The 15,651-nt window shown below is 42.1% G+C and carries 16 protein-coding genes, 1 tRNA gene, 2 rRNA genes, 1 other RNA gene and 1 other annotated feature; of the genes, 5 read left to right on the top strand and 15 right to left on the bottom strand.

Going from position 1 to position 15,651, the window contains the following annotated elements; all coding sequences use genetic code 11:
* The 8 genes from WA279_RS20500 to tadA form a co-directional block, all read right to left on the bottom strand.
* A 16S ribosomal RNA gene (locus WA279_RS20500) occupies window positions 1-90 on the bottom strand; the annotation flags it as partial.
* Window positions 91-334: 244 nt separating this feature from the next.
* Complete coding sequence (bofA, locus tag WA279_RS20505) at window positions 335-598, bottom strand: sigma-K factor-processing regulator BofA (protein ID WP_015382553.1); 264 nt, start codon at window positions 596-598, stop codon at window positions 335-337.
* A gap of 66 nt (window positions 599-664) precedes the next feature.
* On the bottom strand, window positions 665-889 hold the full coding sequence (locus WA279_RS20510; protein WP_003242387.1) for a YaaL family protein: 225 nt from the start codon (window positions 887-889) through the stop codon (window positions 665-667).
* A 17-nt stretch (window positions 890-906) separates the two neighbouring features.
* Window positions 907-1,503 (bottom strand): recombination protein RecR, encoded by a 597-nt coding sequence (gene recR, locus WA279_RS20515; protein WP_003225425.1) that lies wholly within the window; start codon window positions 1,501-1,503, stop codon window positions 907-909.
* A gap of 14 nt (window positions 1,504-1,517) precedes the next feature.
* Window positions 1,518-1,841, bottom strand: coding sequence for a YbaB/EbfC family nucleoid-associated protein (locus WA279_RS20520; RefSeq protein WP_003225427.1), 324 nt, complete (start codon window positions 1,839-1,841; stop codon window positions 1,518-1,520).
* Between the two features lie 23 nt (window positions 1,842-1,864).
* On the bottom strand, window positions 1,865-3,556 hold the full coding sequence (dnaX, locus tag WA279_RS20525) for a DNA polymerase III subunit gamma/tau (RefSeq protein ID WP_076458822.1): 1,692 nt from the start codon (window positions 3,554-3,556) through the stop codon (window positions 1,865-1,867).
* Window positions 3,557-3,685: 129 nt separating this feature from the next.
* Window positions 3,686-3,950, bottom strand: an RNA gene (ffs, locus tag WA279_RS20530) — signal recognition particle sRNA large type.
* Window positions 3,951-4,032: 82 nt separating this feature from the next.
* Window positions 4,033-4,518, bottom strand: coding sequence for a tRNA adenosine(34) deaminase TadA (gene tadA / locus WA279_RS20535; RefSeq protein ID WP_336156483.1), 486 nt, complete (start codon window positions 4,516-4,518; stop codon window positions 4,033-4,035).
* Window positions 4,519-4,603: 85 nt separating this feature from the next.
* Here tadA and WA279_RS20540 point away from each other — a divergent pair, with 85 nt between their 5' ends.
* The 4 genes from WA279_RS20540 to dck all read left to right on the top strand — a co-directional run bounded on the left by WA279_RS20540 (window position 4,604) and on the right by dck (window position 7,874).
* Window positions 4,604-5,149, top strand: coding sequence for an isochorismatase family cysteine hydrolase (locus tag WA279_RS20540; protein WP_003226786.1), 546 nt, complete (start codon window positions 4,604-4,606; stop codon window positions 5,147-5,149).
* Window positions 5,150-5,218: 69 nt separating this feature from the next.
* Entirely contained in the window at window positions 5,219-6,502 is a 1,284-nt protein-coding gene (locus tag WA279_RS20545; RefSeq protein ID WP_336156484.1) for a glycoside hydrolase family 18 protein, read from the top strand.
* Between the two features lie 98 nt (window positions 6,503-6,600).
* The gene (dgk, locus tag WA279_RS20550) at window positions 6,601-7,224 is read left to right on the top strand and encodes a deoxyguanosine kinase (protein WP_251188549.1); all 624 of its coding nucleotides are present in this window, start codon (window positions 6,601-6,603) and stop codon (window positions 7,222-7,224) included.
* Window positions 7,221-7,874: a deoxyadenosine/deoxycytidine kinase gene (dck, locus tag WA279_RS20555; RefSeq protein WP_003226792.1), complete on the top strand. Its 654-nt coding sequence runs from the start codon at window positions 7,221-7,223 to the stop codon at window positions 7,872-7,874. The genes dgk and dck overlap by 4 nt, the downstream gene beginning before the upstream one ends.
* A gap of 111 nt (window positions 7,875-7,985) precedes the next feature.
* Here dck and WA279_RS20560 read toward each other — a convergent pair.
* From WA279_RS20560 to guaB, 6 genes are all read right to left on the bottom strand, one after another.
* A tRNA-Ser gene (locus WA279_RS20560) sits at window positions 7,986-8,078 on the bottom strand.
* A gap of 134 nt (window positions 8,079-8,212) precedes the next feature.
* Complete coding sequence (gene serS, locus WA279_RS20565; RefSeq protein ID WP_041339595.1) at window positions 8,213-9,490, bottom strand: serine--tRNA ligase; 1,278 nt, start codon at window positions 9,488-9,490, stop codon at window positions 8,213-8,215.
* A 56-nt stretch (window positions 9,491-9,546) separates the two neighbouring features.
* Window positions 9,547-9,759: a binding site (T-box leader), on the bottom strand.
* A 52-nt stretch (window positions 9,760-9,811) separates the two neighbouring features.
* Window positions 9,812-10,402, bottom strand: coding sequence for a pyridoxal 5'-phosphate synthase glutaminase subunit PdxT (pdxT, locus tag WA279_RS20570; protein WP_003226797.1), 591 nt, complete (start codon window positions 10,400-10,402; stop codon window positions 9,812-9,814).
* Window positions 10,403-10,423: 21 nt separating this feature from the next.
* Window positions 10,424-11,308 carry a pyridoxal 5'-phosphate synthase lyase subunit PdxS gene (gene pdxS, locus WA279_RS20575; protein WP_003247145.1) on the bottom strand — a complete coding sequence of 295 codons (885 nt, stop codon included), beginning with the start codon at window positions 11,306-11,308 and terminating at the stop codon, window positions 10,424-10,426.
* Window positions 11,309-11,504: 196 nt separating this feature from the next.
* On the bottom strand, window positions 11,505-12,836 hold the full coding sequence (dacA, locus tag WA279_RS20580) for a D-alanyl-D-alanine carboxypeptidase (protein WP_336156486.1): 1,332 nt from the start codon (window positions 12,834-12,836) through the stop codon (window positions 11,505-11,507).
* A 152-nt stretch (window positions 12,837-12,988) separates the two neighbouring features.
* Window positions 12,989-14,455: an IMP dehydrogenase gene (guaB, locus tag WA279_RS20585; RefSeq protein WP_003226803.1), complete on the bottom strand. Its 1,467-nt coding sequence runs from the start codon at window positions 14,453-14,455 to the stop codon at window positions 12,989-12,991.
* A 120-nt stretch (window positions 14,456-14,575) separates the two neighbouring features.
* On the opposite strand from guaB, the gene WA279_RS20590 reads away from it, so the two are divergent.
* Window positions 14,576-15,523, top strand: a complete 948-nt coding sequence (locus WA279_RS20590; protein WP_251188552.1) for a YaaC family protein — start codon at window positions 14,576-14,578, stop codon at window positions 15,521-15,523.
* A 39-nt stretch (window positions 15,524-15,562) separates the two neighbouring features.
* Here WA279_RS20590 and rrf read toward each other — a convergent pair.
* A 5S ribosomal RNA gene (gene rrf, locus WA279_RS20595) occupies window positions 15,563-15,651 on the bottom strand; the annotation flags it as partial.

Here is a 15,651-nt window from a genome sequence, read left to right on the forward strand (position 1 = left end):
AGGGAGCAAGCTCCCATCTGTCCGCTCGACTTGCATGTATTAGGCACGCCGCCAGCGTTCGTCCTGAGCCAGGATCAAACTCTCCGATAAAGTAGTTTGACTGACTACGCACATCGCTGTGCGATTTATAAAAATGAATTAACAGGTACGTTTTGTCTTGTTTAGTTTTCAAAGAACTTTGTTTACCGCTCGTTTAAGCGACTTTATCATCATAACATTTACCGCCGCTACTGTCAACAACTTTTTAACATTTTCTTTTCGAAAAAGCTGTTCGTCATCAGCGACGTATATTAGAATAACACCTTCAATTGTCTAAGTCAATACATAATATCAATTAAATGATAAATTGCTTAATAACGACTAACGCAGCTATTCCGGGTACCCCTAAAATTCCGCTGATAGCTGTTGTAACCAGATTAATCGGCACATGAATGCCAAGACTGCCGCCAAACATATTAACACAAACCAGCAGCAAAGCACCTGCCACAAATTTAACAGCTGTGATGCCCATCCACTTTAAAGGCTTTGCAGCTGAACCTGATAAAAAAAGAAGAATAACCAGTCCTAAAATAATCCCAATAATAAAAATAGGCTCCATGAATCTTCTCATCTCCTTCGCTTGTTCTAGTACAAGCTTATGAGAAGATCCAGGAGTTTAGACCACTTACTTCCACCGGCTGATTTTTAAATTTCGCTGCTTCGCTTCCCTTAAGTAAAAAAAATACTTCGCTTCAGCTACTTTCAGTTCGTATAACACTTCAGCAGACGGTTCTAAGCTTTTTTCAACCAGCTTTTTTTGCCTGTTCCACTCTTCCTTTTGCTTAAAAAGCTGCTCGGTTAGTTTTTCATCAAACTCTCTTCTTAATGTTTTCTTGCGAAGAAAACCCATGGATCGCTTTTTCCTCCTTACAATTCACGTCTTCCTTCAAGTGCTTTAGAAAGAGTGACCTCATCAGCATATTCCAAATCACCGCCGACGGGCAGTCCGTGGGCAATACGGGAGAGCTTAATACCAGACGGCTTGAGGAGCCTTGATATATACATCGCTGTTGCTTCCCCTTCTATATTAGGGTTTGTCGCGAGGATCACTTCTGTCACTTGATCATCCTGTAATCGTTTTAACAATTCTGGTATTTTAATATCCTCCGGTCCGATGCCGTCCATTGGAGAAATAGCGCCGTGAAGAACGTGATACTGTCCGTTGTATTCCTTCATTTTCTCCATAGCGATAACGTCTTTAGGGTCTTGCACAACACAGATAACAGACTTATCCCTGCGCGTATCTTCACATATATAGCAAGGGTCCTGATCTGTAATATGCCCGCAAACTGAACAATATGTCAGGTTGCGTTTCGCATTTACTAATGCTTTCGCAAAATCTAATACTACATCTTCTTTCATACCTAGAACAAAAAAAGCCAGACGAACCGCTGTTTTCGGTCCGATCCCTGGCAATTTCATAAAGCTGTCAATCAGCTTTGATATTGGTTCAGGATATTGCATGTTCTTTTATCCCCCTAGAATAAACCTGGCATGTTCATTCCCTTTGTAAATTGACCCATTGTTTCGTTTGTGATTTCGTCAACTTTTTTCAAAGCTTCATTCGTTGCAGCAAGCACTAAATCTTGAAGCATATCAATATCTTCAGGATCAACGACTTCTTCTTTGATGATAACATCCAGGATTTCTTTTTGGCCGTTTGCTTTAACTGTTACCATACCGCCGCCTGCAGTTCCTTCAACAACCTTTTCTGCAAGCTCTTCTTGAGCCTTCGCCATGTCCTTTTGCATTTTTTGCATTTGTTTCATCATTTTTTGCATATTACCCATTCCGCCACGCATAGCATTCACTCTCTTTCATTTTGTTAGTCTTTTATTTCAATTAAATCCGCTCCAACAAGCTTTTTCGCTTCGGCAATAAGCGGGTCTTCTTCAGCCGGTTCATTTGATCCTTCATTTTCCTGCTGATGATCTTCTAAAAATTCTTCTCTTATTTTACCCCATTGTGCTTCTGGAACGCCAATCAAATCCATTCTTTTTCCGAGCATCGATTCTAAAATCTGCTCAAGATTAGTCCGGACTCCGTTGTTATCCTCAGCGACCATTTTACAATGAATTTCATATTTGAATTTCAGAACAAATGCCGCCGATCCGGCAGCCACAGGTTCACTGTCATTCAGCAAAGCGGCATGTGATACTTTGTTTTGCTGTTTGAGATGAGCAAGAAGCTTGCCCCAACTGTTTCTGAGCAGATCAAGATCCGGTCTTGTGGCTTCCTTCAAAATCTCATGAATTCTGCCTACTGGCGCTTTATAATTGGATTTCCCGCCCTTTGGCACACGCGGCGCTTCTTTTTTCGGGCTTTCCGCAGCTGCTTTTATGCCCGTTGTTTTGAGCCGCTCTACTTCCTGTTCGAGCTGCTGGATTTTTTTCATCAGCATATCCACTTCCGGGAGGTCAGCAGCAGATTGATGTGAGGTTTGGCAAATCTTCACAACGGCCACTTCGAAAAAGATACGCGGATGATTTGTCCATTTCATTTCCTGATGGCTCTTGTTCAGAATATCAATCATTTCATATAGGGCCTGAGCCGGAATTTGTTCACTTAGTTCCCGGAACGTTTCATCGACTTTTACTTTCTCAAGCACTCCCTCTAAGCCAGGGGCTGTCTTGTACAGCAGCATGTCCCTGAAATAGAAAATCATATCTTCTATCAGCTTAGCTGGATCTTTTCCTTGCTGAAGCAATTCATTTAATGTTTCCAGTGCGTCAGAAACGTTTTTATCATGCAGGGATTGTGCAAGCTTCCCGATATATAATTGAGAAACAGCACCCGTAATTAAAAGCGCATCTTCGACTTTCAGGATATCGCCGCTGAATGATATGGCCTGATCAAGAAGGCTCAGGGCATCCCTCATCCCTCCGTCTGCAGCACTCGCAATGATTTCCAGCGATCCTTCCTCCACTTGCAGCTGTTCAGCATCAACAATTTTATTCATGCGGCCTACAATCGCTTGGGAGGTAATTCGTTTAAAGTCAAAACGCTGACATCTAGAGATAATGGTTAAAGGAATTTTGTGCGGTTCAGTTGTTGCTAATATGAAAATACAATGCTCAGGCGGCTCTTCTAATGTTTTTAGTAATGCATTAAAAGCGCCGATAGAAAGCATATGCACCTCATCTATGATATATACCTTATATGTGACGGCCGATGGGGCAAACTTCACTTTATCGCGAATGTCACGAATCTCATCAACACCGTTATTAGAAGCGGCGTCAATTTCTATGACATCGGATATTGACCCGTTTGTTATCCCTTTACAGGCCGCACATTCGTTGCATGGCTCATCAACAGGAGCATGTTCACAGTTGACAGCCTTAGCAAATATTTTGGCTGCACTGGTTTTTCCGGTTCCTCTAGGCCCGGAAAACAGATAGGCGTGAGAAAACTTTTTTTGCAAAAGGGCATTTTGCAGCGTTTTTGTAATGTGTTCTTGTCCGACCACATCTTCAAAGCGCTGAGGCCTGAATACTCGATATAAAGCTTGGTAACTCACGGGTTTGCCCTCCTCCGTTATTCATCATTCCCATTATACATGAACCTTGTTTCGATTCCAAAAGCTCTTTTTACATAACAAAAAACTCACCTAATGTTAGGTGAGTCTGAAAATTTGATGATTGATTTACCGTGCACCTTCTGTCGATTCGCTACCCTAAGCGTTACTTAAGCAGTTAGCTCGGCCCAGGCAACCCTGCGGCACATGAGAGGTTTCACTTAATGCTGCTTCCTTCCGGACCTGACATGGTTCATGAATTCCCATTGCGCAGGACCCAAACGTCAACACCACTTACTTAAGGCAGGCCTTAAAGTAAACGAACCTCGAGAAGGGATTCGGCCCTGCTAGAGCGGATTGCAGGTACAGGGCACCGCTACCTCCCCGCTTAGCACGGCAAAATAAATATCAAATTTTATGTTGCATCTATTACGATGCACACTTAAGTATATCTGTTTCCCCTAAAAATTGCAACCGTACTATTCAGACAAGTTTTTCCTGGCGGCTTTCTTCTTTTTTCTTAGTTCTCTGAAAAACGCACTGAGCATTCCGCCGCATTCTTCCTCAAGCACACCGCTCACCACTTCAGCCTGATGATTAAAGCGTTCCTCCTGAAGAAGGTTCATTAGCGTGCCTGAACAGCCGCCTTTCGGATCAAATGCGCCAAAAACCACTTTTTCCACTCGAGAAAGTACGACTGCACCAGCACACATTGGACAAGGCTCAAGCGTCACATAAAGAGTCGCACCTTCCAGCCGCCATGTTCCGAGTGCCTTACACGCTTCATCAATTACAAGCATTTCTGCATGGGCGATAGATCGCTGTTCAGTCTCTCTTAAATTATGTGCACGCGCTATAATTTCATCATTAACGACAAGCACCGCACCTATCGGCACTTCACCTTCCTCTTCAGCCTTTTTCGCTTCTTTAATTGCTTCTTTCATATAAAGTTCATCTTGTGTCATAAGGATAAGCTCTCTTTTCAAAGTTTTTTCATTGCCTAAAAAGGCTACATATTAACTATAACTGAAACGGAAAGGAGACTGTCGATTGTCCAAAGCAGATACAGCCCTTCTCATTGTAGACATGATCAATAATTTTGAATTCGATATGGGAGAAACCCTCGCTAAAAAAACAGAAAAAATCGTTCCTCATATTTTATCATTAAAGGAGCACGCGAGACAAAATGAATGGCCGATTATTTACATCAATGATCATTATGGACTTTGGCAAGCTGACATTAAAAACATTCAGCAAGAATGCACAAATGAAAGAAGCAAGGATATCATCACAAAGATAGCTCCGGAAGATGCTGATTATTTTTTAATCAAACCAAAACATTCCGCTTTCTACGAAACTGCACTTCACACCCTTCTTACTGAGTTGCAGGTGAGACATATTATCTTAACAGGTATAGCCGGCAATATATGTGTGCTGTTTACCGCTAATGACGCTTATATGAGGGAATACAGCATCACGATTCCTAAGGACTGTATCGCGTCAAACAGTGACGAAGATAACGAATTCGCCTTAACTATGATGGAAAATGTTCTTTTCGCAGAGATTACGACGGAAGAACAAATTACAGAAAAATAAACATGATCAGCGCTTTTCTTTCATACATTGATAGCGATATGAAAGGAGGCGTTTTTCATTCAAATTTATGTGGTAAAACAAGGCGACACTCTTTCTGCTATCGCTTCACAATACAGAACAACCGCAAATGAGATCATTGAAACGAATGAAATACCGAATCCCGACAGCCTTGTTGTCGGACAAACCATTGTCATTCCAATAGCTGGCCAGTTCTATGATGTGAAGCGAGGTGATACCCTGACATCTATCGCCCGGCAGTTCAATACAACGGCAGCCGAGCTCGCAAGGGTTAACCGCATCCAGTTAAATACTGTGCTTCAGATTGGTTTCCGTTTATACATCCCACCAGCCCCTAAACGAGACATCGAATCAAATGCTTATTTGGAGCCCCGAGGAAATCAAGTCAGCGAAAATCTCCAGCAGGCGGCCAGAGAAGCGTCACCCTACTTAACGTACCTTGGCGCATTCAGCTTCCAGGCACAGCGCAACGGAACCTTAGTCGCACCGCCTTTAACGAATTTAAGGAGCATTACAGAAAATCAAAATACAACATTGATGATGATTATAACGAACCTAGAAAACCAGGCATTTAGCGATGAACTTGGCCGGATCCTTTTGAACGACGAAACTGTAAAAAGACGGCTTCTAAATGAAATAGTCGAGAATGCCAAGAGATATGGCTTCCGTGACATTCATTTCGACTTTGAATATTTGCGGCCCCAGGATAGAGAGGCCTATAATCAATTCCTCCGCGAAGCAAGGGATCTTTTCCATCGAGAGGGCTTAGAAATCTCTACGGCTCTTGCTCCTAAAACAAGTGCAACACAGCAGGGCAGATGGTATGAAGCTCATGATTACAGGGCACATGGCGAAATTGTCGACTTTGTTGTTCTCATGACATATGAATGGGGCTATAGCGGCGGGCCGGCTCAAGCGGTTTCTCCAATTGGCCCTGTCCGTGATGTCATAGAATATGCTTTGACTGAAATGCCTGCGAATAAAATCGTCATGGGCCAGAATTTATATGGGTATGACTGGACGCTGCCATATACAGCAGGGGGAACTCCGGCAAGAGCAGTAAGCCCTCAGCAAGCCATTGTCATAGCTGATCAGAACAATGCTTCCATTCAGTATGACCAAACCGCTCAAGCTCCTTTCTTCCGCTATACTGATGCAGAAAACAGAAGGCACGAGGTATGGTTCGAGGATGCCCGCTCGATTCAAGCAAAATTCAATCTGATTAAAGAGCTGAATTTAAGAGGCATCAGCTATTGGAAGCTGGGTCTTTCCTTTCCACAAAACTGGCTGCTGCTGTCTGATCAATTTAATGTTGTCAAAAAGACGTTTCGATAATTTGGAAACGTCTTTTTTTCATGGGGGCACCCAAGGGTTATGATACAATATGAAGGTCGGTAACTGACGCACGTTTTTCAGATATAAGGAGGATTCCGATGAATACAGCCCCTTTTATTGCAATAGAAGGTCCTATCGGGGCAGGAAAAACAACTCTCGCAACGATGCTCTCACAAGAATTCGGATTCCCTATGATCAATGAGATTGTAGAGGATAACCCGTACCTTGATAAGTTTTATGACAATATAGAGGAATGGAGCTTCCAGCTCGAGATGTTTTTTCTTTGTCACAGATACAAACAGCTTGAAGACACCAGTGATCACTTTTTAAAAAAGGGACAGCCTGTAATAGCTGATTATCATATTTATAAAAATGTGATTTTTGCAGAACGCACCTTGTCTCCACATCAGCTGGAAAAATACAAAAAGATATATCACCTGCTAACGGATGATCTGCCAAAGCCGAATTTCATCATTTACATAAAGGCCAGTCTGCCTACATTGCTACACCGCATTGAAAAACGCGGGCGCCCCTTTGAGAAAAAAATTGAAACTAACTATTTGGAGCAGCTGATTTCAGATTATGAAGTCGCCATCAAGCAGCTGCAGGAAGCAGACCCTGAACTTACAGTGTTAACCGTAGATGGTGATTCAAAGGATTTCGTTTTGAATAAGAGCGACTTTGAACGCATTGCCGCCCATGTAAAGGAGCTTATCGTATGAAGGAACATCATATCCCTAAGAATTCAATTATTACAGTAGCAGGAACAGTAGGTGTCGGAAAATCGACTTTAACGAAAACTTTAGCTAAACGGCTTGGATTTAAAACATCGTTGGAGGAAGTCGATCATAATCCATACTTGGAAAAATTCTATCATGATTTTGAACGTTGGAGCTTTCACCTTCAAATTTATTTCTTAGCTGAACGCTTCAAAGAACAGAAAACAATTTTTGAAGCCGGCGGAGGTTTTGTACAAGATCGTTCGATTTATGAAGATACAGGAATTTTCGCAAAAATGCACGCTGATAAAGGGACAATGTCAAAGGTTGATTATAAGACTTACACAAGCCTTTTCGAAGCAATGGTAATGACACCGTATTTCCCACACCCAGATGTGTTGATCTATTTAGAAGGAGATCTGGAGAACATTTTAAACCGGATTGAACAACGCGGCCGTGAGATGGAGCTTCAGACAAGCAGGTCTTATTGGGAAGAAATGCATACACGCTACGAGAACTGGATAAGCGGTTTTAATGCCTGCCCTGTTTTAAAACTTCGCATTGAAGATTATGATCTTCTGAACGACGAAAACTCGATTGAAAATATTGTAGATCAAATTGCTTCAGTTATTCATGATAATCAAAAAAAGTGAATCTCAGTCGAGATTCACTTTTTCTTTAAAATAAAAAATCCGCCGCACCGAATGCAACGGACAAAACAATCTCCAATATATGCTTGTGTTTCATTAGAATTAAAATCAATATGGCGGAGGAAGAGGGATTCGAACCCCCGCGGGCTTTGACACCCCTGTCGGTTTTCAAGACCGATCCCTTCAGCCGGACTTGGGTATTCCTCCGTATCGACAAGACTTACTATATCACGTATGTTCTCGTGCGGTCAAGCATTTTTAAAAACTTTTTTTGTTTTTATGAAAATGCCGTGTTTACATAAGCAAAAAGGCGCACCTTGTCAGGCACGCCTTTCCATAATTTACGGTTTCATTACTTCTCTATTCCCCATATAAGGACGGAGCACTTTCGGAATCACAACGCTTCCGTCTTCCTGCTGATAATTTTCTAATATAGCGGCAACTGTTCTTCCAACCGCCAGTCCTGAACCGTTCAGTGTGTGTACATGCTCAGGCTTGCCTTTCGCTTCACGTCTGAAACGAATATTCGCACGTCTCGCCTGGAACGCTTCGAAGTTGCTGCAAGAAGAGATTTCTCGATATGTGTCTTGGCTTGGAATCCAAACTTCGATATCGTATTTTTTCGCAGCCGTAAAGCCTAAGTCACCCGTACACATGCTCATGACACGGTATGGAAGCTCAAGCAGCTGAAGAACCCGTTCTGCTTGGTTTGTAAGCTTCTCCAATTCTTCATAAGAATCTTCAGGCTTCACAAACTTTACAAGCTCAACTTTATTAAATTGGTGCTGACGAATTAATCCGCGTGTGTCACGTCCTGCTGAACCAGCTTCAGAACGGAAGCAAGCACTGAATGCCGCATAGTTGATCGGCAGGCTGTCACCTGAAAGGATTTCATCGCGATGCATGTTTGTAATCGGCACTTCCGCCGTTGGAATTAAGAAATAATCTTCTTCCCTGATTTTAAATGCATCCTCTTCAAATTTAGGAAGCTGCCCAGTTCCCGTCATGCTTGCGCGGTTTACCATATATGGCGGGATCACTTCAGTGTAGTTATACTCATCCACATGCAGATCAAGCATAAAGTTATAAAGCGCACGCTCCAGACGAGCACCTAAGCCTTTATAGAACACGAAACGGCTTCCTGTTACTTTGGCAGCACGTTCAAAATCCAGAATACCCAGCTCATCCGCAATATCCCAGTGCGGCTTCGGCTCATAAGAAAATGAAGGCTTTTCTCCCCATTTACGCACTTCTACGTTGTCGTCTTCTGTTTCACCGACAGGTACAGACTCATGCGGAATGTTTGGGATTGAGAGAAGGATTGTATCAAGCTCAGCTTCCACTGTCCGTAATTCTTCATCAAGCTTTTTAATTTCCTCGCCGACTTCACGCATTTCTTTAATAATGTGATCCGCGTCTTTTTTCTCACGCTTCAGCACAGCAACCTGCTGAGAAACTTCATTTCGTTTTCCTTTTAACTCTTCAACCTTGCCGATAAGCTCTCTTCGTCTATCATCCAGCGCCTCAAACTTATCAAAATCAGTTAAGTCTTCGCCTTTGTGTACAAGCTTTGCTTTAATTTCTTGAAAATTTGCTCTCAGCATTTTCGTATCAAGCATGCGAAACACTCCTTTTTTTATTGATTTGTCGAAAATAAAAAGAGCCCTCATCCCCATAAAGGGACGAGAGCTCTCGCGTTGCCACCCTGATTGAAAACAAATCAAAGACTCGTTTTCCACTTTCAAACATAACGGTTATCCCGTAAATGCCTACTTGCTTCAGCATTTCGCTCAAGGATGGATTCAGACAGCATCTTTCACCGATTCGCACCAACCATCGGCTCTCTTAGAAAGAGAGGCTCCCTACTAGTTCCTATCAACGCTTTTCGATCTTTATTTGTGCTTATAATGTACTATAAGTTTCCACAGCTTTCAACTGTTTTATACAAGTGCCTTTTGCTTGTATTCCTCAACCATTTCAACAAACAGCTGTGTCACTCGGTGATCTTCTGTCAGCTCCGGATGGAATGAGCAGCCAAGGAATTGCCCCTGTTTCGCGGCTACAATACGACCATTATGCTCCGATAAAACTTCAACATTTTCACCAGCTTCTAAAATATGCGGAGCACGGATGAATACCCCTGTAAAAGGCTCGTCCAAGCCTTTAATTGTTAAATCAGCTTCAAAGCTGTCAACCTGCCGGCCAAATGAATTACGTTCTACAACCACATTCAGAAGACCTAAATGAGGATTATCTGAACCGGCAATTTCTTTTGCTAATATAATTAATCCGGCACATGTTCCAAACATCGGTTTGCCCTGAGCAGCGAATTCACGAAGCGGCTCCATGAATTGATACGTATCGATCAAACGGCGCATCGTCGTGCTCTCACCGCCCGGCAAAATCAACCCGTCAACTTCGTTCAGCTGCTCCGGACGTTTTACGACAAGACCAGCCGCGCCGCATGCTTCAATCGCATGGATGTGCTCTCTAACTGCTCCTTGAAGTCCTAGTACACCTATTGTTAACATGTCAGCAGCGCTCCTATGTTCTTACCAGCCGCGTTCTTGCATACGCTGTTCTGGAAGTAAGTTTGAGATTTCAATCCCTTTCATTGCAGTACCCAGCTCTTTTGACAGCTCAGCGATCAATTTGTAATCAGTGAAGTGAGTTGTTGCTTCCACAATTGCTTTCGCAAATTTAGCAGGGTTGTCTGATTTGAAAATACCAGAACCAACAAATACTCCGTCAGCACCAAGCTGCATCATGAGAGCAGCATCAGCTGGAGTTGCTACGCCGCCAGCGGCAAAGTTAACGACAGGAAGCTTGCCGTCTTTTTTAATTTGAAGAAGAAGCTCGTAAGGAGCACCTAGATTTTTCGCTTCTGTCATTAGTTCATCCTCACTCATCGCAACTACTTTGCGCACTTGAGCGTTAACTTTGCGCATATGGCGAACAGCCTCAACAATATTACCTGTTCCAGGCTCACCTTTTGTGCGAAGCATAGAAGCACCTTCCGCAATACGGCGTGTTGCTTCACCAAGATCACGGCAGCCACAGACAAAAGGAACTGTGTATTCATTTTTATTTAAATGAAATTCTTCGTCAGCCGGCGTCAGAACTTCACTTTCATCAATATAGTCAACACCCATAGCTTCAAGCACACGCGCTTCAACAATATGTCCGATACGCGCTTTTGCCATTACCGGGATAGATACTGCATTCATTACTTCTTCCACGATTGTAGGGTCAGCCATACGGGCAACTCCTCCAGCCGCGCGAATATCTGCTGGCACACGTTCTAGCGCCATTACAGCGACAGCTCCAGCTTCTTCAGCGATTTTCGCTTGTTCCGCATTGATGACGTCCATGATGACGCCGCCTTTTTGCATTTCTGCCATTCCGCGTTTTACACGTTCAGTACCTGTTTGAGCCATTTCTTGGTCCCCCTAATCAAGGTATAGTTATATGATTTCTAATCCTTATTGTATCCTAGAAATCCAATAATTCATATGGATATATACTATTTTATTCGGTTTTTAGCGCTTTGAAAATCATTTTTTATTAAAAATTGGGTTTTTTCAGTATATTACGCGAAAGAGCCCTAACATCCATCAGAGCTCTTTCAATTAATTAAAACCAGCCGGTTACCGTATCAACAATGCTTCCCCAAATTCCGGCAAAAAATCCGCCGATACTGCGCATTGTCAAAACAAACCAGTTTGCTTTTTCTACATTTTCTTTTGTAACAAGGTCTACGCCAGCCAGATCGCTGTTAAGGAATCCGTAATCCTTTTCATCACCTGTGTATTCCGCAGTCAGCTTCCCAACCTTGGTTCCTTTTTTCACAGGAGCAGTTAAGTTGTCTTTATTCAGTGTGACCTTCGCTTTGTAATTCTTTTCTTCACCATTTTTGACAGGAAGAGAGAACGCCTTGTTTGTCACAATGCCTACTTCTTTCTCTTTACCCTTATCAACTGAAATTGTTTTATGGCCTTTTACTTGATCGCCTTCAGCATAAATTTCTTTCATGGAGAAATTGTCGAAAGCATAATCAAACATTTTCTTCGTTTCATCGAAACGACCTGTATGAAGGTTGCCCTTTGCGTTTAAAACAACAGTGATGACACGCATACCGTTGCGTTCAGCTGTTCCTGTAAAGCATGAACCCGCAGAGTCAGTAGAACCTGTTTTCAGTCCGTCTACAGTCGCTTTTTTATACTCGCTGACAAGCCCCTTCAGCATAAAATTCCAGTTCGGCATGTCCATTTCATCATCGGTGCCTTCTCGGAATTTCGTTTTGGCGATACTGGAAGTCTCCAGTATCTCAGGGTAGTCAGTAATCAAGTGATCCGCAAGAATTGCCATATCCTTTGCAGAAACTTCACTTTCTTCATTTACGCTTGTCCCCTCAGGCTGATGCCCGTGAAGATCTTTGTTTTCAAGACCTGTTGCGTTAACAAATTTGTAATCTGTTAAGCCTAGTTCTTTTGCTTTTGCATTCATTTTTTCAACAAACTTAGTTTCAGAACCGGCAACGATTTCTGCAATCGCAATAGCAGCAGCATTTGCAGAATAAATTGCTGTAGCTTGATATAATTCTTTTACTGTGTATTTCCCGTCTTTTCGAAGAGGAACGTTTGATAAGCTGTTATCTTGGGAAATTTCATACACATAGTCATCAGGCGTATAGGTTTGGTCCCATTTCACTTTACCTTGATCAATTGCTTCCAATAACAGATACTCTGTCATCATTTTTGTCATACTCGCAATTGGCAGTCTCTTATCTGCATTTTTACTGTAAAGAATTTTACCTGAAGAAGCTTCGATCATAATAGCAGCAGATGCATTGATATCAATTGGATCGCTGGCTGCTTTTGCTTTTGACATTGGAGCCAGACACGTGACAGCTAGAGTTAACACAACCAATGACATCAGTAGCTGTTTATATTTCTTGATGTTCAATCGTACGACCTCCGTATTTCATTTTCTTCATCTATAATTAAGCCGTTAAGGACATTTTCAATGCACAACAGTATAAATTTTATCATAATCAGTATAAAAAAAATAGACAGAGTCAGAGACCCTGTCAAATGTTTTTAATTTGTAACAATTTATTATGAAATTGTATAGTTAGGTGATTCTTTTGTAATCTGTACGTCATGCGGATGGCTTTCGCGAAGTCCTGCGCCTGTCATGCGAATGAACTGAGCTTCTTCTCTTAACGCACGCAGATCTTTGGACCCGCAATACCCCATACCAGAACGAAGGCCTCCGACTAGCTGATAAACGGTTTCTTCAACTGGTCCTTTGTAAGGTGTGCGTCCTTCAATTCCTTCAGGAACAAATTTTTTGTTTTCTTCTTGGAAGTAACGGTCTTTACTTCCTTTTTCCATTGCAGCAACTGATCCCATGCCGCGGTATACCTTAAATCTTCTGCCTTGGTAGATTTCAGTTTCACCAGGGCTTTCTGATGTGCCTGCAAGCAAGCTTCCGAGCATAACAGCATGTCCGCCGGCTGCCAATGCTTTAGTGATATCGCCAGAGAATTTAATCCCACCGTCGGCGATGATTGTTTTGCCGTGTTTTCTTGCTTCAGTCGCACAATCATAGATTGCTGTAATTTGCGGAACACCGACGCCGGCTACAACACGTGTAGTACAAATTGAACCAGGCCCTATTCCAACTTTGACAACGTCTGCTCCAGCTTCGATAAGCGCTCTTGTCGCTTCAGCTGTTGCCACGTTTCCAGCAATAATGTTTAATTCGGGGTACGTTTCACGGATTTTTGTGACTGTGTTTAAAACGCCTTGAGAGTGTCCGTGAGCTGTATCAATAACAATCACATCAACATTGGCTTCAACAAGCTTTTTGACGCGAGTCATTGTATCGCCAGTTACACCAACTGCCGCGCCAACGATCAGGCGGCCGTGAATGTCTTTAGATGAGTTCGGGAACTCAATGACTTTTTCAATGTCTTTAATTGTGATAAGACCTTTTAATTTATTCTGGTCGTCTACGAGAGGAAGCTTTTCAATTTTATGTTTCTGCAAAATCTTTTCAGCTTCATCCAGAGTAGTTCCTACAGATGCAGTAACTAGCTCTTCTTTCGTCATGACGTCGCTGATTTTCATTGAGTAGTCAGAAATAAAACGAAGGTCACGGTTTGTAATAATTCCAACAAGCTTCTGGTCTTCTTCGTTATTTACAATCGGAACACCGGAAATTCTGTATTTCCCCATCAAATGCTCCGCATCAAATACTTGGTGATCAGGAGTTAAAAAGAAGGGATTTGTGATAACGCCGCGCTCAGAACGCTTTACTTTATCAACTTGTTCAGCCTGCTGTTCAATGGACATATTTTTGTGAATGATGCCCAAGCCGCCCTGTCTTGCCATTGCAATTGCCATTGCTGATTCTGTTACTGTGTCCATACCTGCGCTGATGACAGGAATATTTAGCTTTAACGTTTTTGTAAGTTCTACAGATAAATCCACATCACGCGGAAGTACCTCAGACTTTGCTGGCACAAGCAGCACATCGTCGAACGTTAAGCCTTCTTTTGAAAATTTACTTTCCCACATTAGTAAATCCCCCTCTTTTCGGCAAAATATTATATGTAGATTATCAACTAGCCAAGAGCATGTCAAGGAAGCGGGAAAGAGTTGAAATATTTAGATAACGGAAAGGATTAAGAAATATACATGACATATCATGAGTGGAAAGACTTAGCGCTATTTTACTCCGTTGAATCAACCCAGAAATTTCTAGAAAAGGTTTATATCTTAAACGGTATTGACGATGCGAAAAAAAACTCTTTTAAAAACAGTGAACGGTTTATTTATTTCTTAAAGCATGCCGAATCGTTTTATAAACAAGCCGCATATTCTCCCTTAGAAATCAAACCGATTCTTTTATTTTATGGAATGGCACAGCTTATCAAAGCATGCTTAATTACACGTGATCCTCATTATCCAAGCCATACATCAGTACTGGCACATGGTGTAACAACAAGAAAACGAAAGAAACAAAACTATTGTTTTAGCGATGATGAAGTGAAAATACAACGGAATGGCCTATGCGTACATTTTATGAAACATTTATTCGGACAATCGGATATAGTAGATGAACGGTATACCATGAAAAAATTATTAATGGCCATTCCAGAACTTAGCGACATTTTCTACTTTCAGCAGAAAGAACGATTTATGACAAAAGTTGAGAAGGATAAGAACGAAATTTTTGTACCGGAGGAAGTAGTAATCAATTACAAAATGTCTGATTCAAGGTTTGCTGAATACATGTCCCATCATTATCAATGGTCTTTTACAAAAAAAAATGAACACGGGCTGCTGTTCGAAGTTTCGCCACAAGACAAGGAGCCATGGACATCGACCAGCTTATTGTTTGACATGGAAAAGAACCAATATTATATCCCTTCTCAAAGGGAGCAATTTCTGAGGCTTCCCGAAATGACAATTCATTATTTGATTTTGTACAACGTTGGGATGATTGCAAGGTATGAAACAGAATGGTGGTATGAGTTATTAACACAGCATATAAGTGATGACTACGTGTTAATTCAGCAGTTTTTATTAGTAACAGAAAAGAAACTCCCTAAATACGCTTCACAGTTTCTTCTTCATTTTTAACAAACAAAAAACCCAGCTCAATGAGCTGGGTTTAAGCTTGCTTGGCGGCGTCCTACTCTCACAGGGGGAAACCCCCGACTACCATCGGCGCTGAAGAGCTTAACTTCCGTGTTCGGTATGGGAACGGG

It is taken from the genome of Bacillus sp. 204(2023), from assembly GCF_037027505.1.
Lineage (GTDB): Bacteria > Bacillota > Bacilli > Bacillales > Bacillaceae > Bacillus > Bacillus subtilis.